This is a genomic window from Streptosporangium sp. NPDC050148, from assembly GCF_055586505.1.
Map to the genome: position 1 here is coordinate 162,157 of NZ_JBVJIA010000007.1, position 25,673 is coordinate 187,829.

Consider the following 25,673-nt stretch of genomic DNA (forward strand, 5'->3'; position numbering starts at 1 on the left):
GGTACTCGGCCCGCTCATAGGAGAGCCTGCGGCGGCCGGTCTCCGGGCACAGGTCGCCCGGGGCGGGGGGACGGCCCGGTCCCGGCCTGCGGTCGGACAGGAACAGCGGCCCCCGGCGGCGGCCCGCGACGAGGCGGGGGAGGAGCCCGGCGGTGCCGGAGTGCCAGCGGACCCAGCCGGAGGCCGTCCTGGCGCGCATCCCGGGCAGGTCGAGGTCCTCGACGTCGATGGAGAGCGCCGCACCGGGGCCGGCCGCGCTCTCGTGGAGCAGCAGCCACAGGGTCCGCTCGCGCAAGGCGATGTCCTGCCGCTCCCACAGCGCCTCGACGCGGGACCGGTCGAGGGGACGGGTGCGCCCCCGGGGCTCGTACCGGCGGACGAGGCCGGCGGCGAGATCGTGCTCCAGGGAGTGACCCGGGTCGTGGTCCGGATCGGAGGGTCTCAGGCCCCGGGCGACGGTCCAGGCGGAGAAGGAACGGACGGCACCGCGGTGCCGGTTCCAGGTCGCCGCGGCGGCACCGCCCCACGCGGAGGTGAACACCTCGGCGACCCGACCGGCGCTCACCCCGGCCAGCGGGATGTCGTCGCCGAGATCGCGGCGGAGCCGGTTCATCGTCTGCGTGTAGGACCGGACGGTCGAGGCGTCCAGATCGTCACGGGCGAGGAACGCCTCCGCGGCCTCGGCCAGGGTGACGGGCCCCGCCGGCCCGCTCCCCTTTCGGGGGATCGCCTTCCGCACGGTCTCGTCGGCGCAGGCCGCGGCCCGTTCCAGCAGGATCGTGCGTTCGGGCAGGTTCAGGGTGAGGGCCGCGGCGCGCTCGAACTCCCGCCGGGCCTCCTCGTGGCGGCCGAGCCGGAACAGCAGGTCACCGCGCACGCTGGGCAGGTGGTGGTAGGTCCGGAGCGCCGGTTCGCCGGACAGCGTGTCGACGAGCTCCAGCCCCCGATCGGGACCGTACGCCATGGCCAGCGCGACCGCCCGGTTGAGCTGCACGACCGGGGTGGGCAGCACCCGGGCGAGCGCCTCGTAGAGGGCGGCGATCCGCGCCCAGTCGGTCCCCTCCGCCGTACGGGCCTGGGCGTGGCACACGGCGATCGCGGCCTGCAGCACGTACGGGCCGAGGGGGCCGCCGCACTGCCGGGCGCGCAGCAGGGCCGCGATGCCACGGTGGACGAGAAGCCGGTCCCAGCGCCCGCGGTTCTGCTCGTGCAGCGCGATGGGACGGCCCGACGGATCCGTCCGGGCGGCCGATCGCGACGCCTGGAGTTCCATCAACGCGACCAGGCCGTGCACCTCGGCCTCTCCGGGCGCGAGCCCGGCCAGCAGGCGTCCCAGGCGCAGGGCCTCATGGCAGAGGTCGTGGCGCATCAAGTCGTCACCGGCGCCGGCCGCGTACCCCTCGTTGAAGATCAGATAGACGACCTCCAGGACCGACGACAGGCGGCCCGCACGGTCGGCACCCTCGGGAACCTCGAAGGGGACGCCGAGGAAGGTGAGGGTCCGCTTGGCCCGGACGACGCGCTGCGCCACGGCCGACTCGGAGACCAGGAACGCGCGGGCGATCTCCTCGGTGCTCAGGCCACCGAGGAGCCGCAGCGTCAGCGCCACCCGCGCCTCGGCCGGCAGCGCCGGGTGACAGGAGACGAACATCAGCCGCAGGACGTCGTCGCCCACCTCGTCGTCGAGAGCCGCGTCGACCTCGGCCTCGGAGGTGTCCTGCCGGGTGGTGAGCTCGTGGGCGAGCTGCTCGTGCCTGCGGTCGAGCCGCTCGCCGCGCCTCAGGTGGTCGACGGCGCGGCGCTTGGCGACGGCCATCAGCCAAGCACCCGGATTGTCCGGTACGTCGGTCCGGGGCCACTGTTCGAGGGCGGCGAGAAGTGCGTCCTGCGCGAACTCCTCGGCCAGCCCCACGTCGCCCACCATCCGGACGAGCCCGGCGACGATTCTCGCCGACTCCATCTTCCAGACCGCGTCGACCGCGCGGTGGGCGTCCCCGGATGTCACCGCTCGATGAGAGCACCCGTCCGACCGGGTACGCAAGCGCCCGGCCGGGACGTCCGGCCGGATCGCCTGCGGGAACGGTCGCGCTCAGCGGGGTGGTGATGCTGCGCGACCCGCTCACCGGGGCGTCCGGCCGGGTAGTCCGCGGGAACGGCCGCCCGGCCGGACGTGCGGACAGGGGGCCGGGCCGGGCGGCGAGAGATCTTCTCCCTGTGATCGTCCGGCCCGGGGGTGCCCGGTCAGTTCTCGGGGCCGAAGACCTGCTGGATGGCGCCCTCACCGTCACCGATGATCTTCCAGAAGCGGCGGGAGAGCTCGATGGCCTCCTCCTTCGATCGGGCCTCGATGAGCGCGAAGCTGACGATCGCCTCCTTGGCCTCGGTGAACGGCCCGTCGGTGACGGTGACCTTGCCTCCCGAGGAGGTCAGGCGCGTACCGGCCGGGTCCAGGCCGCCGGTCGCCAGCAGCACCCCCGCCCGGGTCATCTCCTCGATGAAGGCGCCCATCTCGGCCATCGTCGCCTCGTCCGGGGGAGCCATCTCGCCCTTGGTGGTCATCAGGAATCGCATCGTCATATCTCCCTCTGGTGCTCGCAGGACCGATCCTCGCCGGTCCTCGGCCATGCGTCGACCGGGGCACCCCCATATCGACACGAACGTCCTGACCAGGGCGGTGGCTCGATGTGACAGGGAATGCAATGTGACAGGGAATGCGCAAGAAAACGCGTATCCGCAGGTCACGGCTTTGACGGGTGACGGTGTCGAGTTCGGCCCGGCTCGTTCGACGCGTCAGCGAGGCCGGGCGAGACCGGTGGACATCAGTACGACGCCGGTCGAGGCCGGTGGACGAAGGAGAGCGACGGGACCCCGTCGCAGCAGAGAGGAACGACCATGACCGTCACCCAGCCCCCCACCTCCCACGACTCCGTTGCCCACGGCTCCACCGCCCGCCCCGCGGGCTCGGTGACGCGGGCCCTGCTCGCCGGAGGCGTCGCCGCCGCGCCCCTGTTCGCGATCGTGTCGCTGACGCAGGCCTTCACCCGGGAGGGCTTCGACCTGACGCGTCACCCGCTCAGCATGCTCGCCACCGGTGACCTAGGCCGGCTCCAGATCGCCAACTTCCTGGTCAGCGGAGCCTTGACGATCGCCGGAGCGCTCGGGTTGCGCCGCGCGATGCGGGGTACGCCCGGCGGCACCTGGGCACCCCGGCTGATCCTGGTCAACGGCGTCGGGATGATCGCCGCCGGAGTCTTCGTCATGGACCCGGGCGACGGCTTCCCCGCGGGCACCCCGCTGGGCCAGACCGGCACGCTGAGCTGGCACGCCCTCATGCACATGGTCGCGGGATCCATCGCCTTCACCGCGCTGATCGCCGCCTGCTTCGTCCTGGGCCGTCACTTCTCCCGCGCCGGACGACCCGGGTTCGCCGCGGCCTCCCGGCTCAGCGGCCTGATCTTCGCTCTCGGCGACGGCTGGGCCATGTCGGGCGGGCGGGCCGGATCGCTGACCCTGGCCGTCGGCGCGATCACCGCCATGACCTGGGTCGCTGTGACGGCGGCGGACAAGCGGGCCGCACTCCGACGGTGACCGTGTTCCGATACGCTGCGCCCGCTTCGGCTCCGTCCCGATCACCGTCGGCATCGAAGTCACCTCCGGTGACTCCGGTGACGGAGCCCCGGCCACGTCGGCCCGGATGCCGGCCGACCGGCCCGGCACCGCACCACCGGTCCTCCCCGCCGACCACCGGGGCCCGGTGGCCGACGCCACCACCGGCTCCGGCCTCATCTCCATCGACTCCGACCCACCAGCACCGACAGAACGGGACCGCAGGACATGACCACACCGGCCAAGGGCAATCCCGCCAGCTACTTCCCCTCGATCGAGGCCAAGTACGGCCGCCCCGTCCAAGAGTGGATCGACCTCATCAACGCCTCACCCCTGACCAGGCACATGGAACTCGTCGCCTGGCTCAAGACCGAACACGGCCTGGGCCACGGTCACGCCAACGCCCTGGTCGCCCACACCCTCGCCGGCAGGAAGTAGACCGGACGGCCCCGTCCCGTGAACACCGGCACCGGCTCTCACGGGACGGGGACGAGCGGGTGGAGCCCGCCGGGGCGTCTCGGAGGCCGGAAGGAGAAGCGGCCCATCGTGTCGACGTGGGGTCGATCACTCGGCCACCTCCACCGCTGCCCCCGGACGACGGGATCGGACCCGATGATCACGCCTTACTCGGATCCCCGGGCGGTGTGCGTGGCCGGCCCGTTCGCCCTCGTCCGGGACCGCACAGCGCGCTCGCGGGCGCGTTCCCCGGTCTCGGCTGCCGTAGCGCGGGAAATAAGCGGGAGAAGAAGGCGATATGTCGGTGCTAGCCTTCCCAAGGTCGGCCGCGGGACTTCGGTGCGACTTCCGGAACCCGTCTTTGAAGCGATGATTCGCAGCTCGTTCCCCCATTCCCCGGCCGGCCTCGTACGTGAACCCCGGAGGCGGCGATCGAAGCGCACATCGAGACCGGCGCGGACCTCGTCGCCGCCGAGGACGTCCTGCTGTTCGTGAACGCGGCGATCACCTCCACCGGCCAGCGCGAGTTCCACTCCGGCGCCGACGAGCAGGGCCTGTCGCTGGGCTTCCTGCACGACTACCTGATCGGCAACTACCGCGACCTGTACGCGGCCACCCTCGCCCTGGACGTCAACGACCACAACGCCGTACTGATCGTCAAGAACCTGCTGGTCACGGCGAGGGAGGCGAGTGCAGAGCAGCGCCGGGCCGAGGGACGCCTGATCGCCCGGCGGCTGGCCCTGCTCCCGCCGCAGCGGGTGTACGGGCTGTTCCGCGCGCTGCGCCGCGCCAGGGTCAACAACCGGCGCACCAGGGCGATCATGCGGGACTGGCTGGCGGCCCGCCCCGACCCCGCGTTCGACGCGGTGAAGTACCGGGGCGCCGTCAAGGACGCCGTCCGCCACGCCCACCTGAGCCCGCCCGGGGAGCTGGGGCCGTTCCTGTTCACGCCGCACCGAAAGGCCGCCTACGCCACGCCGATCCTGGAGACCTGGCGGCGCGCCCACTACGAGCAGGCGGCGCTGTACGAGCTGCCCTACACGGTCGCGGAGGGGTTCGCGGCGAAGCACCGCATCGCCCGCGCCACCTTCCTGGAGCGCATCGCGCCCCGGCTCACCCGGCTGGAGCGGCTGCGCCTGCAGGAGTCCGCGCGCGACCTGAAGGCCGACGCGGTGCGGGCCGACCTCACCGCGATGCCGCTGACCCGGCTGGCGTCGTACACGCTCGCCCTCCCGGTGGACGATCGCGTACGCCGCCGCGCCGAGCTGACGGAGGCACTGCGCGCGGCGGCCCGGCGGGCCGCGGGTGACCAGGCCGGGAGCTGGGGCTCGGTGGCCGCCGTCCTCGACGACAGCTTCTCCGCGTACGGCTCGGGGCAGAAGCGCCGCCGCCCGCTGGCCGTCGCGCTCGCCTGCCACTTCCTGCTGGAGGCGCTGGCCGCCGAGTACACGCCGCTGTGGCTGTCGGGCCGTACGGACTCGTTGCTCGTCCGTCCGTACGGGGCGACGCCGCTCGGCGAGCGCATCCTCGACGCCCTCGAACGCGGACCCGGACGCCTCGTCATCGTCTCCGACGGATGGGACAACTCACCGCCGGGGCTCGCGGGAGAGGTGCTGCGGATCTGGCGCACCCGGCTCGACCCGGACCACACCTGCGGCGTCGTGCACCTCAACCCGGTGTACGACGCGGCAGGCTTCGACGTACGGCGGCTGGCGCCCACCGTCCCGACCGCAGGGATCCGGGACGCCGAGAACCTGGTCGCGCTGGTGGAGCTGGCCCGGTTCGCGGAGGGGCGTACCGGGATCTCCGAGCTGCGCGCCCACCTGGCGCGCCGCGTCGAGGCGTTCCTGCGGGAGGACGCGTGACGAAGCCCCCCGCTCACCTGGTGCGCCGTGCCGAGCGGTCCCCGGGGGAGGACGCGTGACGAGGCCCGCCCACCTGACGTGCCGTGCCGAAGGGTTCCCGGGGGAGGACGCGTGACGGATCTCGCCCTGACCGGGCTCACCACCCACCCCGCGCAGGCCTGGGGCGGCGTACGGCTCGTCCCGCTGGTCCGCGCCGAGCCGATCGAGGACCTGCGGCTCGACGCCCGCCTCTACGACACCGGGCTCGGCGTCGTCGAGGTGGGCCCGCGGACCGAGTACGTCTCCTACATCCCGCACGGGTTCGTGGCGACCTGGACGGACGACGGCACCCCGGCCTCGGCGTACGGGACCCAGCTGCGGGGCCCGCGGGAGCGTGACCGCCCGCCCGGCCGGATGCCGCTGCGGTTCCACCGCCGGATGGCCCGCCGAGCCGACAGGAACCGGCTGCGCTTCCTGCCCCTGCACCTGGCGCTCGAAGGGTACCTGGCGCTGCACTTCGGCGGGCCGGAGATCGTGTGGGAGGAGTGGTCGCAGCGCGCGGTCGGCCACGGGCTCTCGCCCCGCGCCGAGGAGGCCTACACGGGCGCGCAGGTCGGCGGCCTGGAGGACGCCCTTCGCGTCTTCGAGATCCACTCCGGCCAGTGCGGCGTCCTCGTCTACGTCGCGGACGCGCTCGCCGCCGCGTTCGTGGTGCCGCATCCCGACGACTACCGCGCCCTGCACACCACCCTCGTGCACGACCTGTACGGCGAGCTGATCTATCACTACGCGATGTTCGGCGGCCCGGTGGCCGATTTCCATGCCCGCATCGAGGGCGCGACGGTGCGCTCGCTCGCCGACCTGCGCGCGGGGGCACGCCGGCAGCGGGACGAGTGGGCGGCCTTCCACGACCGGGTCATGGCGGGCGCGCTGCTGGACGGGGACCACACCTACCAGCGCGTCTACGAGATGGGCGGATACCGCCTGTCGCGCTTCCTGCCGTCCTTCGAACGGCGGCGGGAGAACCACATCGGCGAGCTCATCACCGACGGCGCCGGCCGGCTCGCGTACCTCAAGACGTTCCGCCTGTCGGAGAACCAGGTCCGGCGCGGTCACCTGCTGACCGGTCTCGCCGCCACCGGCTGGAACCTGGCGGACACCGCCGTCGCGCTCGGCGTGACCGAGCCCCAGCTCGGCCTGCGCATCGAGGCCGCGGGCTTCGGCCACCTCCTCCGCCAGGACATTCTGGATCACTACCGTGCCCAGGCCCGCCGCGATCGCCGGTGACCGTGCCGCCGCCGGGGACATCACCGGCCGCCGACACCGTCTTGCCCGGTGGTCCTACGCGTGGAGACGGGAGACCTGCCCGGCCGCGGAGCGACGCGGCGAGATCAGGGGAGCGGCGGAGCCTTCTTGACGGTTCCCCGGTAGGTCTCCACGTCGTAGCGCCGGTCGCCCTCGTCGAGCTTGGCGTGGGCCGCCTCGACGAGGTCGATCCCCAGCGTGTCGGCCAGCCGGGAGAGGTAGATCATGACGTCGGCGATCTCGGAGCGGACGCGCGCGGCGGCCTCGGGGTCGCCCATGACGGCCGCCGACTCCTCGGGCGTCAGCCACTGGAACTCCGCGACCAGCTCACCGGCCTCACCGGCCAGCGCCATGGCCAGGTTCTTGGGGGTGTGGAAGCGCTGCCACTCCCGCGCCTCGGCGAACCGCCGGAGTCTGCCGGCCAGCTCTTCAAGCTCCGTCATGGGAGGACACGGTACAAGGCGGGAGCCGGAGGGGCCGTCACGCCGTGCGTTCGACGATCACCACGGGGATGTCCCGGTCGGTGGTCTCCCGGTACCTCTCGTAGGACGGCATGGTCGCGACCATGAGCCGCCACAGGCGGGGTTTCTCCTCGGGGGTGGCGGTCCGCGCGGTCACGGCGAACGTCTCGGTGCCGATCTGGACGGTGGCGGCGGGGTCGGCGACCAGGTTGAGGTACCAGGCCGGGTGACGGTCCGCCCCGGCGTTGGACGCGACGAGGACGTAGCGGTCGCCGTCGCGCGCGTAGACCAGGGCGGTACGGCGGAGTTTGCCGGACTTGCGGCCGCGTGTGGTCAGCAGCAGGTCGTTCATGCCCGGCCGGGCCTGGCCGCCGGTCTCGACGAAACGGCGGATGTGCTGGGCCACCCACTCGTTCGGGCTGTCGACGATCTCCTCTTCCATCAGCGCTCCCCGGCGCCGGGGTTCTCCTCGGCGTCGGAGCCCTCCCGGCCGCCGGGGTTCTCGCCGGTGCCGGATTCCCTCCCGCCAGGGTTCTCCTCGGTGCCGGGGTCGCGCTCGACGCCCAGGTGGACGCGGTGGTGGGCGGGGGAGTCGATCTCGTCGAGCAGCGCGATCGCGAAGTCGGCGTAGGAGATGCGGCTGCCCGCCTCGGCCGGGGCCGTACGGTAGCGGCCGGTGCGGGGACCGCCGTGGTCGAAGTCACCGCTGGGGCTGACGACCAGCCAGTCGAGCCCGGTGGTGGCGGTGCGCAGCACCTCGTTCCCGGCCGCGTGCCCCAGGTAGAACGACCGGTACTCCTGCGGGTAGCCGGGGGTGTCCATGAGGAGCATCCCGGACGCGGTCTCCAGCACCGACGCCAGGCCGACCGCCAGCAGCCGGGGGACGCCCGCCGAGGACAGCCCGTCGAGCAGGGCGCGAGCGGCACCGGTGAAGAAGACGTCGGGCGGCGTACCGAAGTCGTAGGCGGCGGCGATCGCGGCGTCGTGGCCCTTGGCGAGCCGCGCGACGTCGTCCGCGTCCAGGATGTCGCCGGCGACGACCCGCACGCCGTCCGCCGACAGACCGTCGCCCGCCGCCAGGTCGTCGTACTTGGCCGGGTCGCGGACGACGGCGGTGACCCGGTGGCCACGTCGGCGGGCCTCGTGGACGGCCGCCCGGCCCGCCCTGCCGCCCGCTCCGAAGACGATGACGTCACTCATTCGACCACCCCGTGTTCCCGGCCGGATCCGATCACCGGCCACTGCCGGAAAGGTACCTGAGCAGGTGGTTACCGATGGGATACCGGTTACCGTGGAGTCGTGACAGAGCCTCTTGATCCGGACATGTTCGACCCGGTCTGCCCGTCCGGCCTCGCGCCGATCCGCTTCGGCGACAAGTGGGCAGGCATGATCATCCGCTGCCTCGAGGACGGTCCGCGGCGGTTCTCGGAGCTTCGGGTCCCGCTGCGCGGCATCACCGCGAAGGTGCTCGCCGGGTCGCTCCGGACGCTCGCGCGCGACGGCCTGATCGTCCGCACCGCCCATCCCGCTCCCGTGCAGAGGGTCGAGTACGCGCTGACGCCGCTCGGCCGCAGCATGATCGGGCCGATGGACGCGGCGTGCGCCTGGACGCGGGAGCACTGGGACGAGCTTCTGGACGCGCGCGAGGCGTCCTCGGCCTCGTCGTAGAACCCGTCGTGAAGGCCCGGCCGGCCGAGAGCGCCCGGCCGAGACCGTGCGATCGAGACCGTGCGATCGAGACCGTGCGGAGGACGAGCCGTGCAGGCCACCCGTCGATCTCGGGTTCCCCATGGTGTTGAAGGTCTTCCCCTCTTCACCAAGCAGTGAGCGACGAAAGTCTCAACAGAAGGTTCGGCGATACGGTTGAAGGTGCTGCCAGGACCATCGAACGGACAGGAGCCGCCATGGCCGCCGACCCCCCGATCCGAGACGGCGCGTGGGCCTTCCCCGCCGAGAGCGACGCCGATCTCGGTTCCGCGATCACGAGACTGCTCCGGTCGCTCCCGGCCAGGCCCCGCCTGCTCGGCCTGGGGAAGCCCATGCACGGCGAGGAGGCGCTCACGCGGCTGCGCAACGAGGTCTTCCGGCATCTCGTCGAGCACGAGGGCTACCGGTCGATCGCGCTGGAGAGCGACTGCCTGTCGGGCCTGATCGTCGACGCGTACGTCACGGAGGGGACGGGAACGCTCGACGACGTCATGGCCCGCGGGTTCAGCCCCGGGTTCGCCGGGTCGGCGGAGAACCGCGAGCTGGTGCGGTGGATGAGGGAGTACAACCGCGACCGTCCCGTGCCGGACAGGATCAGGTTCTTCGGGTTCGACGCCCCGATCGAGATGACCGGGCCGGACGGCCCCCGGCGGGCGCTCGTCGCGCTGCACGACCACCTCTCCACCTGGCTGGACGCCGACCTCGTCCCGCACACCATGGACGTCGTCGAGAACCTGATCGGCTCCGACGACCGGTGGACCGACCCCGCGATCCTCACGGACCCCTCCCGCTCCGTGGGGCTGTCCGCCGACGCCGGGGCACTGCGTCTCGTCGCGGACGACCTGCTGGCGTCGCTCACCGCCCAGTCACCGCGTCTGATCCACGCGACCTCGCACGACGACTGGTGGCGGGCGTGCCTGTACGGGCGCAGCGCGGCGGGGCTGCTGCGCTACCACGCCGCGATGGCCGACACGTCCGAGACGCGCATGGTGCGGCTCATGGGCCTGCGCGACGCGATGATGGCCGACAACCTGCGGGCCGTCGCGGAGCAGCGGTCGCGGATCGGGCCGACGCTGGTCCACGCCCACAACCGCCACCTGCAGCGGGACGAGAGCGTCTGGCGGCTGCCGCCGGGCTGGGGACCGCTGGAGGGCCGGACGCTGAGATGGTGGAGCGCGGGCGCGATCGTCTCCGCGCGGCTGGGCGACGCGTACGCCTTCGTGGCGTCGGCCCTGGGAACCGCGCCGCACCAGGGGCTCGGGGCTCCGCGTCCGGACACCCTGGAGGGAATCCTGTCCGCGCTCCCGGGCAACCGCCACGTCATCGACCCGGCGGGCCTGGCAGCGGCCCTCGGCGCCGCCGGGACGCGACCGGCCCCGCGCACCGACACGTCGGCGGATCACGGCTACTTCCCGCTGGACCCCGGTCACCTGGACGGGACCGACGGGCTGGTCTTCGTCGACCACGGCGATCCCGGGCCGGCCGCGTGACCTGACCGCGTGCCGCGGATCGCCTTCGTCAACAAGCTGGACCGCGCCGGCGCCGACCTCGACGCGGCGGTCGCGTCGATCCGCGAGCGGCTGGGCGTGGTCCCGCTGGTGATCCAGCTGCCGATCGGGTGCGAGGACGCCTTCACCGGGGTGATGGACCTGCTGCGCCTGCGGTCGCTGGTCTGGGCCGGGGACGGCGGCACGTTCGAGGAGAGGCCGGTGCCCGGCGCCCTGCTGCCCGAGGCGCTCCGGCGCCGCCGGTCGCTGGAGGAGGCCGTGGCCGAGCTGCACCCGCTCGCGCTGGAGGAGTTCTGCGCGGACTCGGCGATCTCCGAGCCGACCCTGGCCCCCGCGCTGCGCGACCTGACCCGTACGGGCGAGGGCGTGGTGCGGGGCCGGGGGACCTTCACCACCCGTGCCGCCGGGTACGCCCCGGCCGTTCGCGGCGGTGATCCCGGGTAGGCCGGGGCCGTCCACGGCTGTGAGCGGAGGACGATGCCGGGATCGTCCGTGTCGGCAGAGCGATGGACGGGCGGGCCGGGGCCGTCTACGGCAGCAGGCGGTAGAAGCGCCAGAGGCCGAATCCCTCGATCGGTAGTATCTCGATGCTGGCGAACCCGGCCTCCAGGGCGTAGCGGCGGAGCGTGTCCGGCCGCATCACGGTGCCGGTCGCGGCCGTGGGCTGCTCCGCCATCCCGTCGGGCAGGCAGATGAACAGGCTGAACCCGTACATCAACTGGTCGGTCTGGTCTCCGGGCACGGTGAAGGTCTCACCGACGGCCTCGTCCATGATGACGACCTGCCCGCCCGGCCGGAGCGCGTGGCGTGCCGCCTCCAGTGTGCTCACCGGACGGGACATGTCGTGCAGGCACTCGAACGCGAAGACCGCGTCGTAGCGGCCCGCCTCCAGCGAGGCGGCGTCACGTAGGGCGAAGGACACCCGGTCCGTGAGCCCGGCCGTGGCGGCGTTGGCGGTGGCCGCCTCCACCGAGGGTGCGTCCACGTCCAAGCCTTCGAGCAGTGCGTCCGGGTAGGCGCGGGCCAGCGCGACGGTGGACCACCCGGCGCCGCAGCCGATGTCGGCGATACGGGCGCCGGGCCGGGCCAGCACCGCGTCCAGGTCCGGGACCGACGCCAGGGCGGAGGCCAGCTCCCGCTCGAACCAGGGGCGGTTCATGTCGGCCTCCGCCTCGCGCACGTCGGCGCCGAACCGTGACCAGCCCACACCGCCGCCGGTCCGGTACGCCTCCAGCAGGGCGGGCAACTGGACGGCGGCTCCGGCCAGCATCCGCGCCACCGGCGCCAGGTAGGACAGGCTGGTGGTGTCGGTCAGCACCTCCGCCGCGGCGGGCGGTAACGCGAAACGGCCGTCGTCCCGGACGGTCAGGACGGTCGAGCATGCCTGCTGCTCCAGCCATTCCCGGGCGTAGCGTTCGGCGCAGCCGGTGCGGGCCGCGAGCTCGGCGGGTGTGGCCGGGCCGTGGTCGGCGAGCGCCCGGTACCAGCCCAGCCGGTCTCCGATGTGCATCGACAGGATCTCGATCGTCCCGAGCGCCGAGGCGAACATCCGCTCGGTGAACTCCTCGGTTGTCTTCTCCATGCTCATCTCCTCAGGGTCGTGTCCGACCATGACCGTGGGAGGAAGGAACGAGAAGGTACTGGTGCACACAGCGGCCCGCGGTCTCGTTCCACGGGCCGGTGCCGTCGCCGGGCAGGTCGGTGCCACCGCTCCGCGGGCCGGTGCCGACGATCCGTGGGCGGTACGGCCATTGTCGCGGACCGAAGGGCTCCGGAGGGACGGGACGCGCCGGGGGCGAGGCACGCGGGCCGGAACCGGGGTAGGCCGGTGGGGCACCGGGCCGGCCGGGGACGCGGCTCCCGGATCGGCCCAGGGGTCAGCCGGCCGGGTAGCGGGCGAGCCAGGCGTCGGTGACCCGGTGGCCGTCCCCGAAGCGGGCCGCGAGGTCGTCGGCCAGTCCGGCGATGGCGTCGCGGCCCTCCAGGTGGGCGAGCCAGTCACCGGGAAGGGCGGCCTCGCCGTGCAGGGCGCCCAGCAGGTTGCCGCAGACGGCGCCGGTGGAGTCGCTGTCCCCGGAGTGGTTGACCGCGAGCAGCAGGGCCCGCCCGACGTCGCCGGGCCCCGGGTTCAGCAGGGCGCAGTACACGGCGATCGCCAGCGCCTCCTCGGCGACCCAGGCGCCCCCGAGCGACTCCACCTTCTCCGGGGTCGGGTCCCCCTCGGCGGCGAGACGGACGGCGTCGCGCAGCGCCCCGGTGGTCTCCTCGTGCGCGGGGTACGTCGCCAGCAGGTCCATCGTCTCCCGTACGGCCCGGGCCAGTGGCTCGTCCCGGCCCGAGGTCTCGTTCTCCACCAGGAGACGGACGAGGGCGGCGAGGGCTCCGGCGGCGAGGTAGCCGGTGGGGTGGCCGTGGGTGATCTGGGCGCAGTCGGCGGCCAGGTCGAAGGCGCGGCGGGCGTCGGGCGCGCACAGGCCGAAGGGGGCCGAGCGCATCACGGTCCCGCAGCCCTTGGAGTGCGGATTCACCGGGCCGGGCTCGCCGAACGGCGCCGGTACGAAGGCCGGGGCACCGGCCCGCGGGCGGCTCAGGCCCCGCAGGCCCGACAGGCAGGCGTTCCCCGGGGCCCGCTGCGCGTACAGCCAGCCCTGCTCGCGCAGCGCGCCGGTGCGGAACGCGTCGTCCGCCGCACCCGCGGGGGTGCCGGGAGGCGGGGGAGAGGGGTGCTCCTGGGTGTCCAGCCAGCGCAGGTAGGCCCGCCGGACCGCGTCGACGTCCCCGCCGCGGAGCAGTCCCTCCACGGTGAACAGCGTCATCTGCGTGTCGTCGGTGATCAGGCCGACCTTGCCCCGCCAGTCCGGGACCGGGCCGGTCAGGCCGCCGGAGCCGTACTGCCCGCGGATCCTTCCGATCGATTCGAACTCGACGGGCGCCCCGAGCGCGTCGCCGAGCGCGCCGCCCAGCAGGCAGCCGCGCACCCGGTCACGACGGTCGAGCGGGCCGGCCGTCACGATCGCCCACCTTCTGCGGAAATGTCACACCATGGCATGCCGACCTTTGTACACCTCTTCACCGGATCGGTGATGACATCGAGGTCGCCCCCGGGTGCGGCCCGACCCGGGGGCGGCGCTCTCGGAGCTTCTCGGAGCGGGACCGGCACCCTCAGGCGAGGGTGAACGTCCACAGCCTCCGGTCCTCCTCGTCGCCGGGCAGCACCACCAGTGGCCGGTCGGCGCCCGTATCGGTCACGTAGCCGCCTCCCTGCGGGGTGGCGATGGTGACCCGCCCGGCCTCGGCCTCGCGTACGAGCCAGTTGTTGGTCGTGCCGCCCACCTCGCACGGCACCGTGGCGACCCTGGGGGGATAGATCCGCTCCAGGGCGTAGGCCATGCAGTTGCCGGTGTCCGCGTGCCGGATCACGACGGCCCCTTCGTCGTCGGCGGGGGCGACCTTCCACCTGGTGTCGCACGCGCCGATGGTGACCTTCTCGTTGAAGTCACCGCCGGTGTGCAGGCACCGCCCCTCGGGATTGGTGATCACATAGGTGCCGGGCCGGACCGGGTCGGACGCGGAGGCCGAGGCGGGAATCGCCAGGGCCGGGGAGGTGGTCGCGAGCAGTGCGGCGGCGACCAGGACGAGATGAACACGCATGGGAGGCCCCCTTCGTTCGGTTACGATGCGTGATCGAGTATTGCGCAATGTGAACGACCGGGCCGGGACGAACGTCCGCTCGGGGCGTCGTGCCGCCGGTTCGGCCGGTTGAACCGGTTCTGGCGTGTCAGCCGGGTCGTGCGGTCCGGCCGGGTCGTGCGGTCCGGCCGGTCCGGAAGGTCAGGCCGGTTTGGGGAGCGGGCCGGTTCACCGTGGGCCCGCACCACCCGGGGCGGTAGGGAAGGCCTCCCCCCAAGTGTGGTGCGGGCGTCACTGCCCCCTCCCGCCGCACCGGCCAGAGTCGGAGGCGCCATCCGCGCTTCGATCTCTAAGGCGAACCCATGTCCCAGAAGAACTCCCGTCGGCTGCTCGCGACCGCGGTCGCCGGAGCACTCCTCCTGTCCCTGGTCCCGTCGAGCCCTGCGTCCGCCCGCACCGAGCCGGAGGCGTCTCGCCCCGCCTCCCTCCAGGCACGGCTGGACCGGCTCACCGGCGAAGACGGGCTGCCGGGCGCACTCGCCCACGTCCGTGATCGCAGGGGCGGGGACGTGACCACCGTCTCCGGTACCGCGGAGCGCGGCACCGGGCGGCCGATGGTCGGCGCCGACGGGAGGTTCAGGATCGGCAGCATGACCAAGCCCGTCATGGCGGTGACCGTGATGCGGCTGGTCGAGCAGGGCAGGATCCGGTTGAACGTGCCCGTCGACCGCTACCTGCCCGGCGTCGTACGCGGAAAGGGCGCGGGCGCGGCGATCGACGGGCGGAGGATCACGGTGCGCGATCTCCTCCGGCAGACCAGCGGCCTGCCGGAGTACGTCGACGCGGTCGACTGGTCCAAGCTCCCCCAGGACTACCTCGGGCTCGCGCTCACCCGGAGGCCGACGCCCGCCGGTCGCTTCGCCTACGCCAACACCAACTACCTGGTGGCCGGCATGGTCGTGCGTGCCGTGACCGGCCGGGACTTCCGCGAGGTCAGCCGCGATCTGGTCATCGAGCCGCTGGGCATGCGGGACACCTACTGGCCGGCCAGGGGCGAGACGGACGTTCGCGGGGAGCACGCGCGCACGTACGGCGTGCATCCCGCGGATCCCGCGGGCGGGGTCGTCGACCTCACCCGGCTGCCCGGCTACGAGTTCGGTGCCGGCGGTGGCCTGGTCTCCACGCCCGGCGACCTCAACCGGTTCTGGCGGGGAGTGTTCGCCGGTAGGACGCTGTCGCGCGGAGCGCTGCGGACGATGATCGGCGATTCCGTGCCCATCGGAAACGCGGACTGGCCCGCGGGCGCCCGGTACGGCTTCGGGATCGCCGATGCCCGGCTGAGCTGTGGCCGGGCCTGGTTCCACGGCGGTGACGTACCCGGCGTGTCCGTCGTCAGCGGACGCGACCGGAGGGGACGTCAGGTCACCGTCTACACCACGGGCTCCGCAGGCACGGCCGCGCAGCGCGAGCACCTGATCGCCGCCTTCGAGACCGCCCTGTGCGGCTGATCTGTGCGGCCGCCTTGTGCGGCCGGCCCGTGCGCGACGGCCCCGGCGTCACCGCGGGCGCCGTGCCCGCCGCGCCTGCCGTGCTCAAGGAGGTCGCGGAGGTCGCCGGACCCCATGGTGAGACCACGCGTGGGAAAGGGGGCGGCGCCAAGGGCCGGTAAAGCGTGATGGGGAGGTTTTCGCGTACGGGCGGACGCCTCGCCGGAGTGGCGGAGCGGGAAGCGGGCACGTCACCCGGCACGTGGAGCCGGTGGTGCGGACCCTGGGGCTCCGGGGACCGCGCCACCGGCTCGACGACGCTCCGCCGACCTCGACCTTGGGAGGAACCCGATGGCCGCCAAAGTTCGCCAGCCCGTCACCGACGACAGCATCGCGGTGCGCCAGCTGAGCCACTACCAGTTCAGCTGGGTCGCGGGAGACCCCGGCCAGTCCGGCACGTACACCCTGCAGCTCGTCCTGGACCAGGGCGCCTGGGAGGAGGTGCTGACCCTGGACCCCGACGACGCCGACAACCTGCAGGACCTGCTCTCGGTCGCGGGGACCGTCTTCTACGACGTCCGCCGTCGCACGCTGATGTTCGGCACCACCCCCGTCGGCCACGGCTGACACCCGCGCGCCGGTACGACTCGAAGAGACCGGTACGACTGGAAGAGCCGGTACGACCTGAAGAGGCCCGTACGACCGGAAGAGAATGGATCGTTCGGAAGAGGGGGACGCGCACGAGCCGACGGGACCGGCCGGGATCGGCCGGAGGGGCGCCGTGTCGGTCCGGGGAACCGTTGCCGCCCGGGAAGGCAACAACGGGTGACCTGACCGAGAGCCGAGAGGCCGGATATGAGCGACACGAGCCGGACCGGGCCGGAGGCCGACGACGCCTCCGTCATCGAACGGTCCCGGTACGAGCCCGAGGCGTTCGCCGCGGTCTTCCACCGGCACGCGCCGGAGATCAAGCGCTACGTCACCCGCAGGCTGGGAGCCGACGTGGCCGAGGACGTGGTGGCGGACACCTTCCTGGTGGCGTTCCGCGGCCGGGAGGGGTACGACCCGTCCCGGCCCAGCGCGCGCCCGTGGCTGTACGGCATCGCGACCAACCTGATCAGACGGCACAGGCGTGTCGAGCTGCAGCGGCTGCGCGTTCTCGAACGGACCGGCGTCGACCCGGTGACCGAGCCGTTCACCGAGCGCAGCGACGAACGGGTGAGCGCGGGCGCCGTACGGCGGAGCCTGGCGGCGGCCCTGGCGGGGCTGCCCGCCGGTCACCGGGACGTGCTGCTGCTGGTGGCGTGGGGCGGCCTGACCTACCCGGAGGCGGCCCAGGCACTGGGCGTCCCGGTGGGCACGGTCCGTTCGCGCGTCAGCCGGGCCAGGGACAAGGTGCGCGAGCATCTCGGCGGGGTCGATCCCACATCCGTCAGCGAGGAGAGCGTCCATGGATGAGATGACCCAGGTGAACCGGCTGCGTTCCGAGGTGCCGCTGCCCGGCCCGGCGGAACTGCGTGCCGAGGAGTCGCGACTGCTCGCGGAGATCGCCGCCTCCGTCGCCACCGTCGCGTCGTCGGCCCGTACGGCCACGCGCGCACCGGCCCGTACGGCGAGGGACGCGTCCGCTGCGGCGAGGGGCGCGTCCGCCCCCGGAGCCGGGCGCGCCTCCGGCTCCCCGGCCGAGCGGCCCGGCACGACCCGCCGCCTCGGGGAGCGGCCGGAGGGTTCGAGGCGGCCCGGTGGCCTGCGGGCGGCACTGCCGGGGAACCTGCGCCGGAGCCTGGCCGTCGGGACCGGAGCCGCGGTCGTCGCGCTCGCGGGAACCGTGTACGTCACCGCGGTCCGTTCCCCGTCCGCCGGGCCCGACCGGGTGGCGCCGTCCGTCCGGATGGCGCCGGTGGCGGTGACGGAGGTCCTGCGGCGCGCCGCCGAGACCGTGAGCGCCGAGGGCGACCTGCGCCCGCGGCCCGGCCAGTTCCTCTTCCTGGAGTCGCAGGTCATGTTCCCGGTCGAGGTGGAGGAGGACGGGCGGACACGCCGGTACCTCGACCGCGGCGTGCACAGGATCTGGCTCCCCGCCGAGGGCTCCCCGCTGGACGGGGGCGTCATGTCGGTCCGGCACCTGCCGCCGGAGCCGTACCCGGGGGAGTCGCTGCCCGCCGAGGCGCTGCGACGGGCGGAGAGCCGGTCCGAACCCGCCAGGGTCACCGGCCGCGACGACCGTCCCGGCCACCTGCGCACCGACTACGCCTACCTGAGCCGGCTGCCCGCCGACCCCGCCGGGATGCGTGAGCACCTCTTCACCGGCCTGACCGGGGGGGCCGTCGACCACTACGAGGCATGGGGGAGGGCCGGCGCGATGATCACGCAGGCGTACATGCCGGTGGCGCAGCGGGCCGCGCTGTTCCGGGCGATCGGGACGATCCCGGGTGTCCGGACCGTCGAGGGGGTCGAGGACGCCACGGGCCGCAGGGGGGTCGCGGCGGCCATGTCCAACCCGGAGAGCGGGATACGGCACGAGTACATCTTCGACCCCGTCACCTACCGCTACCTGGGGGAACGCGTCGTCGTGGTGGACGCGGCCACGGCCGGGGCCCCGGCGGGGAGCGTCCTGACCTCGACGGCGCTGCTCAAGGTGGCGGTCGCCGACAGGGCTCCCGAGACCGCTCCCGAGACCGCTCCCGAGACCGCTCCCGAGACCGCTCCCGGGACCGCTCCCGGGACGGCCTCCGAAGGCGTTCCCGAGGTCTCCCACGGCGTGTCCGAGGACGTCCCGGCGATGCGGCCCTGACGGTCCGATCCCCGCGGAATCACTCCCGATCGCGTCGGTCTTTGCAGCAGGGACCCCGACAGCGGGGATCCCTGCCGCGAGGATCTCGACGACGGGACCCTGGCGGCACGAGCCCCTGGCGGTCACGTCTCCCCGGTGACACGGAGCGGCCGGGCGTGGTGGTGAGGAACGCCCGGCCGCCGGTCGATGTGAAACGTGCACCGTGCAACGGTCCATGTTCGTCAAAACAATCAAGGGGCTGGCGAATTCGCCATTCTCTGTCACCATTACGGCATGTACGTCCTCCGCTCCGTTCGCGCCGCGGTGTTCGCGGTCGTGTGCGTGACGGTGTCGCTCGCCATGCACGTGCTGGCCGGTGGCGCCCCGGTGGGGGCGGACGTGCTGGCCTGGGCGGTGCTGCCGACCGCGGCGGGGGCGTTCGTCCTCGCCCGGAGGAAGTGCGGCTTCGGCGTTCTGATGGGGGCGGGTTTCGCCGCCCAGTACGGCATGCACCTGTGGTTCACCGCGGGCGCCGTCCCGCCGCCGACGACCGGGCACGAGCACGGTGACGGCGGCCTGTCCGCCGGCCTGTTCATGCTGCTGGTGCACACCGTGACGGCGTTGCTGTCGGCGCACTGGCTGGAGCGGAGGGAGCGTGGCCTGGCCACGCTCCTGTACCTGCTCTTCGCCTCGATCCTCACCGTGCTGTGGCGGTACGCGCCCGCCGTCCACCATCCCGTCGCCCCGCCCGCCGCACCCGCCGACCGGGTGCCGCTCGTCGCGCGGCTGCTCGCCGCCGCCGTCTCCCGCCGCGGCCCGCCCGCGCCCTCGTACGCCATCTGACATCGGGCCGCTCCGCCCGGACGCCGTCGTGCCCCGAGGGGCCGCGTCACCGGCCGCCGCCCGGCCCCGTCATCGGCCCCGTCATCGGCCCCGTCATCGGCACCGGTGCCGGTCCCGTCACCGACCCTGGCACCGGACGCGTCACCGGCACCGTCGTCGGCACCGTCGCCGGTAACGCCACCGGTCCGGCCACCGGTATCGGTCCCGGTCCTGTCGTCGGGACCTGTGCCCGGACGCCGCCGTGGCCGTCGCCGGGGCGGGCCGTGCCCGGGTGACGCCGCGTCGTTCCGGCGGGTGAGACCCGGTACCGCCGTGCCCGCTCGCGCGCCCGTGTCACCGTGCCCGGCCGCGCGGACCTTATCCGTGTCCTCACGCGTCCCCGGACGTCCCTGTACGTCCCTGTACGTCCCTGTACGCCCCGGTACGTCCTTTCGTTCCTTCCCCTGTCGTCGACACACCCCCGGCCCGGGTCCTCACCCCCGAGCCGGGCCGGACCCCGTATCGCGATGGCGCGTACCTGCCGGTACGCGCGCTCCCTGCCGAGGAGAACCCCGTGACCTCTGACGTCGAGATCCAACCGGCGGCCGGGCCGTCCCTTCCCGCCCCGCCCCCCGCGACCTCCCCCTGGGCGACGCTGCGCGCCCTCCTGCTCCGCCTGCACTTCTACGCCGGAATCCTCGTCGCCCCCTTCCTGCTGGTGGCGGCCACGACCGGCCTGCTGTACGCGGCCTCTTTCCAGCTGGAGAACGTGATCCACTCCCACGAGCTGACGGCTCCCGTACCGGCCGGGGCGCAGAGGGTGCCGCTGGCACGGCAGGTCGCCGCGGCCACCGCCGCGCACCCCGGTGGGACCGTCGGGGCCGTGCGCACCTCCGACGAGCCCGGCGTGACGACCCAGGTGCTGCTCGACGTGCCCGGCCTGGCCGAGAGCACCCGTCTCGCGGTGTTCGTCGACCCGTACACCGGCCGGGTCCGGGGAGCGCTGGAGAGCTACGGCAGCTCGGGTGCCCTGCCCGTGCGGACCTGGATCTCCCAGCTGCACCGTCACCTGCACCTGGGCGAGCCGGGACGCGTCTACAGCGAGATGGCGGCGAGCTGGCTCTGGCTCGTCGGGCTCGGCGGCCTGGTGCTCTGGCTCTCCCGCCGTCGCCGGGGCGAGCGGCGGCTGCGCCGGATCGTCGCCCCCGAACGCGGTGTCCGCGGCCTGCGCGGGACGCTCTCCTGGCACGGTTCGGTCGGCCTGTGGGCGCTGGTGGGCCTGCTCGCGCTCTCGGCCACCGGCCTGACCTGGTCGAAGTACGCCGGGGCCAACGTGGACGTGCTCCAGAGGTCGTTCGGCTGGTCCACCCCGTCGCTGCCCGTCCCCTCCGGTGGGCACGGTGACCACGGGGGTCACGCCGCCGGTGACGCGGAAGGAGCGGCCGCCAGGTCCGCCGACGCCGACCAGGTCGTCCGTGCCGCCGCGGGCGGCGGGCTGTCCGGCCCCCTGGAGATCGTCTGGCCCGCCGAGCCCGGGAGCCCGTACGTCGTCAAGGAGATCGACCGGCTCTGGCCGCAGCGCAACGACCAGGTGGCGGTCGATCCCGTCGACGCCCGGGTCACCGCGGAGCTGCGCTTCGACGACTACCCGCTCGCGGCCAAGCTGACCCGCTGGGGCATCGACGGGCACATGGGCGTGCTGTTCGGCCCGGCCAACCAGATCCTGCTGGCCGTGCTCGCCCTGGCGCTCGTCTCGGTCATCGTGTGGGGGTACCGCATGTGGTGGCTGCGCCGTCCGACCCGCGGTTTCGCGGCGCCCTACGAGCGCGGCGGCCTGCGCCGGCTGCCCGTGGGGGTGACCCTGCTCCTGGGGGCGGTGGCGATCGCCGTGGGGGTGTTCCTCCCGCTGCTGGGACTGTCGCTGCTCGCCTTCCTCGTGGTCGACGTCGTCCTCGCCAGGACCGCGGCGTTGCGGGCCCGCCGGTCCCGGGTGGACGGGTAGGGCTCCAGGACTCCGGCGCGCCCGGCTCTCCGGGCGCGCCGGGCCGGTCCCGCGGGTCACCGGCCGGGGGCGATGACCCCGTCGGACGTCCCGCGTCCGTCCGGCGGGACTCTAGTCCGGGTGGTGCTGCTGCTGCAGGTAGGCGGCGGTCTCGGGGTTGGCGGGGAAGTACGCCTCGATGGCCAGCTCGGCGACGGTGATGTCCAGCGGGGTGCCGAAGGTCGTCATGGTGCTGAAGAAGGTCAGCTCCCGGTAGCCCCGGCGGATCTTGAGCGGGATCACGATGTCACCGGGACCCGGCCGGTCGATCTCGGGTTCGGGCTGGTCGCAGGGGTAGTCGTCGAGCTCACGCCAGAGCGCGGCCAGCTCGGGGTCGGCGGTCAGGCTCATCTGGCGGCGGAGCCGGTGCAGCAGGTGGGCCCGCCACTCGCCCAGGTTGATGATCCGCTGCGCCATGCCCTTGGGGTGCAGGCTCAGCCGGAGCACGTTGACCGGGGGGGTCAGCAGCTCGGGGGCGACCCCGCGCAGCATCACCCCGGTGGCGTAGTTGCGGTCGATGAGGTTCCAGCGCTGGTCCACGACCACCGCCGGGTGCGGTTCGTGCCCCCTGAGCACCTGCCCCAGGGCCTCCCGCACGGAGGTCATGTGCGGGGAGTTGAGCGGGGTCTCCGAGTACACCGGGGCGAACCCGCCGGACAGGAGAAGGTGGTTGCGCTCACGCAGGGGCAGGTCCAGCTCCTCGGCGAGGTGCAGGATCATGTCCCTGCTCGGTTTGGACCGCCCGGTCTCCACGAAGCTCAGGTGCCGGGTGGAGATGTCGGCCTGGATCGCGAGGTCCATCTGGCTCATCCGCCGGCGCTCGCGCCACTGGCGCAGAAGCTCACCTACCGGCCGGGACGCGCTGGTGGTGGTCACGTACGCCACGATAACCGTCACCGGGCGGTGAAACCATTACCGGAGACGTAACGAGGATCATGATGTCGGTCTTCACGGCGAAGACCTGTCGCAGGTCGTGTACGGCGGTGTGCCGGTCGGTCGCGCGGAAGGTTCCGCACTCTCCGGAACGGCCTGGATCGCTGGTCTCGGCCTGGTGAGTTGGCTAGAATTATGTACATGACGCTTCTTCCGCTGGCCGAGGCACGAAACCGGCTCTCCGGCCTCATCGAGTCCGCCGTCACCACCCATGAACGATTCGAGATCACCCGTAACGGTGTGCCCGCGGCCGTGCTGCTGGCCGCCGACGACTACGAGACGATGCGCGAGATGATCGACATTCTCGCCTCCACGGAGGCCGTGGAGGCCATCCGCGACGGCCTCGCCGATCTGGAGGCGGGACGTACCTTCTCGCAGGAGGAGGTGGAGGCCGAGCTCCGCCGGACCGGTCGCCTGTGAGCGAGCGGTACGAGCTCAGCCTCACCCGCCGCGCCCGGCAGGACCTCACCGAGCGGTTGCCGGCGAAGGCGGTACCGGCGGTCTGGGAGTTCATCACCGGTCCGCTTCTGGACAACCCTCGTCGAGTGGGCAAGCCGCTCGACGAGCCACTCGCCCCGCAATGGTCCGCGCGCCGAGGCGACTACAGGGTGCTCTACCTGATCGACGAAGGCCACGTCGTGGTCCAGGTGATCACCATTCGCCATCGGGCGGACGCCTACCGGTCGCGGTGAGCGGCGGTCCGGTCAGCGGCGGCGGACCTTGTTGGTGAGGCGGTTGAGGATGCGGTCCCACTCGGTGCCGAACGGGTTCTCCTGCACCAGGTAGGTCCAGGTGGCGGTGGGACGCTTGAGCCCCGCGCCCTCCAGGTCGAGCCCCTCGGCGGTGACCTCGGCGGTCTCGAACGTCTCGACCGAGCGCGTCTCGATCTCGGCCAGCAGCCGCTGGTAGGCCGGGACGGCGTCCTTGTGGAACTCGTCGATCGGGTTGAGCCGGCCCAGCACCCGCAGGTGGATGCCCTCGCGCAGCTCTCCCAGGTAGGCCAGGTGGTCGGCCCAGCAGCGGTCGATGTGGAACAGCACGATCTGGCGGGCGGCCTCGTGCAGCACGTCCTCGCCGACGCTCTCCGACAGCTCCGCCCACCGCTCGGGGGCCGCGGCGGCCAGGGCGTCCCCGGCCGTCCGCTCGCGCAGCACCCTGTCGCGGCGTTCCAGCAGCAGGCCGCGCTGGCGTTCCAGCAGCCGCGTGTAGCGCCAGGTGTTGCGGTGGATCTCCATGTTGACGCCCTCGGCGACCCGCTGGGCGTGACCCACCAGCGAGCGCTCCGGCACGCCCTTGGCGTACTCGTCGGCGACGTAGTGGGTGATCAGCTCGTCCTCGCCGCTGACGAAGAAGACCGAGCCGCCGGGGTCGCCCTGACGGCCCGCGCGCCCGCGGAGCTGGTCGTCCAGGCGGCTGCTGGTGTGCCGTCCGGAACCGATGATGTACAGGCCGCCGAGCTCCTCGACGCCCTCGCCGAGCCGGATGTCGGTGCCGCGCCCGGCCATCTGGGTGGAGACCGTCAGCGCGCCGCGCTCCCCGGCCCGGGAGATGATGGCCGCCTCCTCGGCGTCGTTCTTGGCGTTGAGGACCACGCACTCCAGCCCCCGGCCGCTCAGCGTCAGCGCCAGGCGCTCGGACTCGGCCACGTCCAGCGTGCCGACCAGGATCGGCCTGCCGGTCGCGTGCACCTCGGCGATCTCGTCGACCAGCGCGAGGTCCTTCTCCATCCGGTACTCGAAGAGCCGGTCGGGCTCGTCGGTCCGCACGCACGGCCGGTTGGACGGGATCACCGCGACCTTGAGGTCGTAGAACTCCCGGAGCTGGTCGCCGACCGCGACGGCCGTGCCGGTCATGCCGCACTTCTCCGGGTAGCGGGTGATCAGCGCCTGGACGGTGATCGAGTCGAGGATCTCGCCGGTCTCCGACGGCGACAGCGCCTCCTTGGCCTCCACCGCCGCCTGCAGGCCGTCCGGCCAGCGCTGCAGCAGCGCCACCCGGCCCCGGGACGGGTTGATCAGGTGCACCCGGCCGTCGCGGACGATGTAGTCGACGTCCTTGGTCAGCAGCGCGTGGGCGTGCAGGGCGAGGTTGACCTCGGTGAGGGTGGCGGGGGTGTCGTAGAGCTGCACGCCGAGCGCCTGCTCGACGGTGTCGATGCCCTTGCCCGTCAGGTGCACGTTGCGCGCCTGGTCGTCGAGCTCGTAGTGGTAGCCCTTGACGAGCTGCCTGACCAGCGCGGCCATCTCCGGCACCGCGTCACCGGGGTCGGCGGCCCCGGCCAGCACCAGCGGCACCCGGGCCTCGTCGACCAGCACCGAGTCGGCCTCGTCGACCAGCGCCACGGCCGGGGCCGGGACGATGAGGTCGTCCACGTCCGTGGCGAGCCGGTCGCGCAGCACGTCGAAGCCGATCTCGCTGACCGAGCCGTACGTCACGTCGGCCGCGTAGGCCGCGCGGCGCTCCTCGGGGGTGGAGGTCTGCCCGATCCAGCCGCAGGAGACGCTGAGCGTCTCGTACAGCGGGCCCATCCACTCGGCGTCGCGCCGGGCCAGGTAGTCGTTGACCGAGATGACGTGGACGCGCTTGCCCTGCAGGGCGTGCCCGGCCGCGGCCATCGCGCCGGCCAGGGTCTTGCCCTCGCCGGTGGCCATCTCCGCGACGTTGCCCGAGAGCATCGCGAGCATGCCGACCAGCTGCACGTCGTACGGACGCAGGTCCAGGGAGCGGCGCGCGGCCTCCCGCACGATCGCGCAGAACTCGGCCAGGTCGTCGACCGAGGCGCGGGGGAGCTCGTCGAGCGCGCGGATCCGCTCCTCGCGGGCCCCCGCCTCCGCCACCACCCGCTCGAACTTCGACAGGTCCACGGTGCCGGGGCGTTCCAGAAAACGCCGGAAGAGCTGAGTTATCGAGGCCACGTTCCCTCCAACGCCCTTTCCCGGGCTCGCGTTCCGTCTCTTGGGACATTGTGGTGTAAAGATCGGTCGTGTACAGAGTGGAGGCTCGCCCGCGCGAGCCGAATCCCCGCCCGCGCGGGGACGGGACCCGGACACGCCGAGGCCCGCCCGCCCGGGAACGGATCGGAAGCCGGACCTGTCCCCCA

The 25,673-nt window shown here is 73.2% G+C and carries 24 protein-coding genes and 1 pseudogene; 15 read left to right on the top strand and 10 right to left on the bottom strand.

What is annotated here, in order from left to right; all coding sequences use genetic code 11:
- Nucleotides 1-745 precede the first annotated feature (745 nt).
- Nucleotides 746-2,005: pseudogene (locus ACZ6RT_RS10090) on the bottom strand (RNA polymerase sigma factor); the annotation flags it as partial.
- A gap of 236 nt (nt 2,006-2,241) precedes the next feature.
- On the bottom strand, nt 2,242-2,577 hold the full coding sequence (locus ACZ6RT_RS10095; RefSeq protein WP_399186237.1) for a YciI family protein: 336 nt from the start codon (nt 2,575-2,577) through the stop codon (nt 2,242-2,244).
- Nucleotides 2,578-2,892: 315 nt separating this feature from the next.
- Here ACZ6RT_RS10095 and ACZ6RT_RS10100 point away from each other — a divergent pair, with 315 nt between their 5' ends.
- From ACZ6RT_RS10100 to ACZ6RT_RS10115, 4 genes are all read left to right on the top strand, one after another.
- The gene (locus ACZ6RT_RS10100; RefSeq protein WP_470152915.1) at nt 2,893-3,588 is read left to right on the top strand and encodes a DUF998 domain-containing protein; all 696 of its coding nucleotides are present in this window, start codon (nt 2,893-2,895) and stop codon (nt 3,586-3,588) included.
- A gap of 246 nt (nt 3,589-3,834) precedes the next feature.
- Nucleotides 3,835-4,044 carry a DUF4287 domain-containing protein gene (locus ACZ6RT_RS10105; protein ID WP_399186235.1) on the top strand — a complete coding sequence of 70 codons (210 nt, stop codon included), beginning with the start codon at nt 3,835-3,837 and terminating at the stop codon, nt 4,042-4,044.
- A gap of 509 nt (nt 4,045-4,553) precedes the next feature.
- Nucleotides 4,554-5,927, top strand: a complete 1,374-nt coding sequence (locus ACZ6RT_RS10110) for a hypothetical protein (RefSeq protein ID WP_470152917.1) — start codon at nt 4,554-4,556, stop codon at nt 5,925-5,927.
- A 111-nt stretch (nt 5,928-6,038) separates the two neighbouring features.
- Complete coding sequence (locus ACZ6RT_RS10115) at nt 6,039-7,193, top strand: ARPP-2 domain-containing protein (RefSeq protein WP_470152919.1); 1,155 nt, start codon at nt 6,039-6,041, stop codon at nt 7,191-7,193.
- Nucleotides 7,194-7,297: 104 nt separating this feature from the next.
- Here the strand turns inward: ACZ6RT_RS10115 and ACZ6RT_RS10120 are convergent, their stop codons facing one another.
- The 3 genes from ACZ6RT_RS10120 to ACZ6RT_RS10130 are packed head-to-tail and all read right to left on the bottom strand — an operon-like array spanning nt 7,298 to nt 8,872.
- On the bottom strand, nt 7,298-7,654 hold the full coding sequence (locus ACZ6RT_RS10120; protein ID WP_399186232.1) for a nucleotide pyrophosphohydrolase: 357 nt from the start codon (nt 7,652-7,654) through the stop codon (nt 7,298-7,300).
- Nucleotides 7,655-7,691: 37 nt separating this feature from the next.
- Complete coding sequence (locus ACZ6RT_RS10125; RefSeq protein WP_470152921.1) at nt 7,692-8,114, bottom strand: nitroreductase family deazaflavin-dependent oxidoreductase; 423 nt, start codon at nt 8,112-8,114, stop codon at nt 7,692-7,694.
- Entirely contained in the window at nt 8,114-8,872 is a 759-nt protein-coding gene (locus ACZ6RT_RS10130) for an NAD(P)-dependent oxidoreductase (RefSeq protein WP_470152923.1), read from the bottom strand. Before ACZ6RT_RS10130 ends, ACZ6RT_RS10125 begins: the two co-directional genes overlap by 1 nt.
- A 99-nt stretch (nt 8,873-8,971) precedes the next feature.
- Here ACZ6RT_RS10130 and ACZ6RT_RS10135 point away from each other — a divergent pair, with 99 nt between their 5' ends.
- The 3 genes from ACZ6RT_RS10135 to ACZ6RT_RS10145 all read left to right on the top strand — a co-directional run bounded on the left by ACZ6RT_RS10135 (nt 8,972) and on the right by ACZ6RT_RS10145 (nt 11,331).
- Entirely contained in the window at nt 8,972-9,340 is a 369-nt protein-coding gene (locus ACZ6RT_RS10135; protein ID WP_399186229.1) for a winged helix-turn-helix transcriptional regulator, read from the top strand.
- A gap of 236 nt (nt 9,341-9,576) precedes the next feature.
- The gene (locus tag ACZ6RT_RS10140) at nt 9,577-10,869 is read left to right on the top strand and encodes an erythromycin esterase family protein (protein ID WP_470152926.1); all 1,293 of its coding nucleotides are present in this window, start codon (nt 9,577-9,579) and stop codon (nt 10,867-10,869) included.
- 9 nt (nt 10,870-10,878) lie between these two features.
- Nucleotides 10,879-11,331 carry a hypothetical protein gene (locus ACZ6RT_RS10145; protein ID WP_399186227.1) on the top strand — a complete coding sequence of 151 codons (453 nt, stop codon included), beginning with the start codon at nt 10,879-10,881 and terminating at the stop codon, nt 11,329-11,331.
- 85 nt (nt 11,332-11,416) lie between these two features.
- Here ACZ6RT_RS10145 and ACZ6RT_RS10150 read toward each other — a convergent pair whose 3' ends face one another.
- From ACZ6RT_RS10150 to ACZ6RT_RS10160, 3 genes are all read right to left on the bottom strand, one after another.
- Nucleotides 11,417-12,469 carry a class I SAM-dependent methyltransferase gene (locus ACZ6RT_RS10150; protein WP_399186226.1) on the bottom strand — a complete coding sequence of 351 codons (1,053 nt, stop codon included), beginning with the start codon at nt 12,467-12,469 and terminating at the stop codon, nt 11,417-11,419.
- A gap of 295 nt (nt 12,470-12,764) precedes the next feature.
- Entirely contained in the window at nt 12,765-13,898 is a 1,134-nt protein-coding gene (locus tag ACZ6RT_RS10155) for an ADP-ribosylglycohydrolase family protein (protein WP_470152928.1), read from the bottom strand.
- 151 nt (nt 13,899-14,049) lie between these two features.
- Nucleotides 14,050-14,538 (bottom strand): hypothetical protein, encoded by a 489-nt coding sequence (locus ACZ6RT_RS10160; protein ID WP_470152930.1) that lies wholly within the window; start codon nt 14,536-14,538, stop codon nt 14,050-14,052.
- Nucleotides 14,539-14,879: 341 nt separating this feature from the next.
- Here ACZ6RT_RS10160 and ACZ6RT_RS10165 point away from each other — a divergent pair, with 341 nt between their 5' ends.
- From ACZ6RT_RS10165 to ACZ6RT_RS10190, 6 genes are all read left to right on the top strand, one after another.
- Nucleotides 14,880-16,025: a serine hydrolase domain-containing protein gene (locus ACZ6RT_RS10165; RefSeq protein WP_470152932.1), complete on the top strand. Its 1,146-nt coding sequence runs from the start codon at nt 14,880-14,882 to the stop codon at nt 16,023-16,025.
- 330 nt (nt 16,026-16,355) lie between these two features.
- Nucleotides 16,356-16,631 (top strand): hypothetical protein, encoded by a 276-nt coding sequence (locus tag ACZ6RT_RS10170; protein ID WP_399186222.1) that lies wholly within the window; start codon nt 16,356-16,358, stop codon nt 16,629-16,631.
- Between the two features lie 228 nt (nt 16,632-16,859).
- Nucleotides 16,860-17,462: an RNA polymerase sigma factor gene (locus ACZ6RT_RS10175; protein ID WP_399186221.1), complete on the top strand. Its 603-nt coding sequence runs from the start codon at nt 16,860-16,862 to the stop codon at nt 17,460-17,462.
- Entirely contained in the window at nt 17,455-18,798 is a 1,344-nt protein-coding gene (locus ACZ6RT_RS10180; RefSeq protein ID WP_470152935.1) for a CU044_5270 family protein, read from the top strand. The genes ACZ6RT_RS10175 and ACZ6RT_RS10180 overlap by 8 nt, the downstream gene beginning before the upstream one ends.
- Before the next feature lie 273 nt (nt 18,799-19,071).
- Complete coding sequence (locus ACZ6RT_RS10185) at nt 19,072-19,620, top strand: hypothetical protein (protein WP_470152937.1); 549 nt, start codon at nt 19,072-19,074, stop codon at nt 19,618-19,620.
- A 553-nt stretch (nt 19,621-20,173) separates the two neighbouring features.
- The gene (locus ACZ6RT_RS10190; protein WP_470152938.1) at nt 20,174-21,601 is read left to right on the top strand and encodes a PepSY-associated TM helix domain-containing protein; all 1,428 of its coding nucleotides are present in this window, start codon (nt 20,174-20,176) and stop codon (nt 21,599-21,601) included.
- A gap of 111 nt (nt 21,602-21,712) precedes the next feature.
- Here the strand turns inward: ACZ6RT_RS10190 and ACZ6RT_RS10195 are convergent, their stop codons facing one another.
- Nucleotides 21,713-22,516, bottom strand: a complete 804-nt coding sequence (locus ACZ6RT_RS10195; protein WP_399186217.1) for a helix-turn-helix domain-containing protein — start codon at nt 22,514-22,516, stop codon at nt 21,713-21,715.
- A gap of 198 nt (nt 22,517-22,714) precedes the next feature.
- Between ACZ6RT_RS10195 and ACZ6RT_RS10200 the strand changes: the two genes are divergently transcribed.
- Nucleotides 22,715-22,993 carry a type II toxin-antitoxin system Phd/YefM family antitoxin gene (locus ACZ6RT_RS10200; RefSeq protein WP_344894926.1) on the top strand — a complete coding sequence of 93 codons (279 nt, stop codon included), beginning with the start codon at nt 22,715-22,717 and terminating at the stop codon, nt 22,991-22,993.
- Nucleotides 22,990-23,265, top strand: a complete 276-nt coding sequence (locus ACZ6RT_RS10205) for a type II toxin-antitoxin system RelE family toxin (protein WP_470152940.1) — start codon at nt 22,990-22,992, stop codon at nt 23,263-23,265. The genes ACZ6RT_RS10200 and ACZ6RT_RS10205 overlap by 4 nt, the downstream gene beginning before the upstream one ends.
- A 12-nt stretch (nt 23,266-23,277) precedes the next feature.
- Here ACZ6RT_RS10205 and secA2 read toward each other — a convergent pair whose 3' ends face one another.
- The gene (gene secA2 / locus ACZ6RT_RS10210; RefSeq protein ID WP_470153070.1) at nt 23,278-25,479 is read right to left on the bottom strand and encodes an accessory Sec system translocase SecA2; all 2,202 of its coding nucleotides are present in this window, start codon (nt 25,477-25,479) and stop codon (nt 23,278-23,280) included.
- Nucleotides 25,480-25,673: the final 194 nt, after the last annotated feature.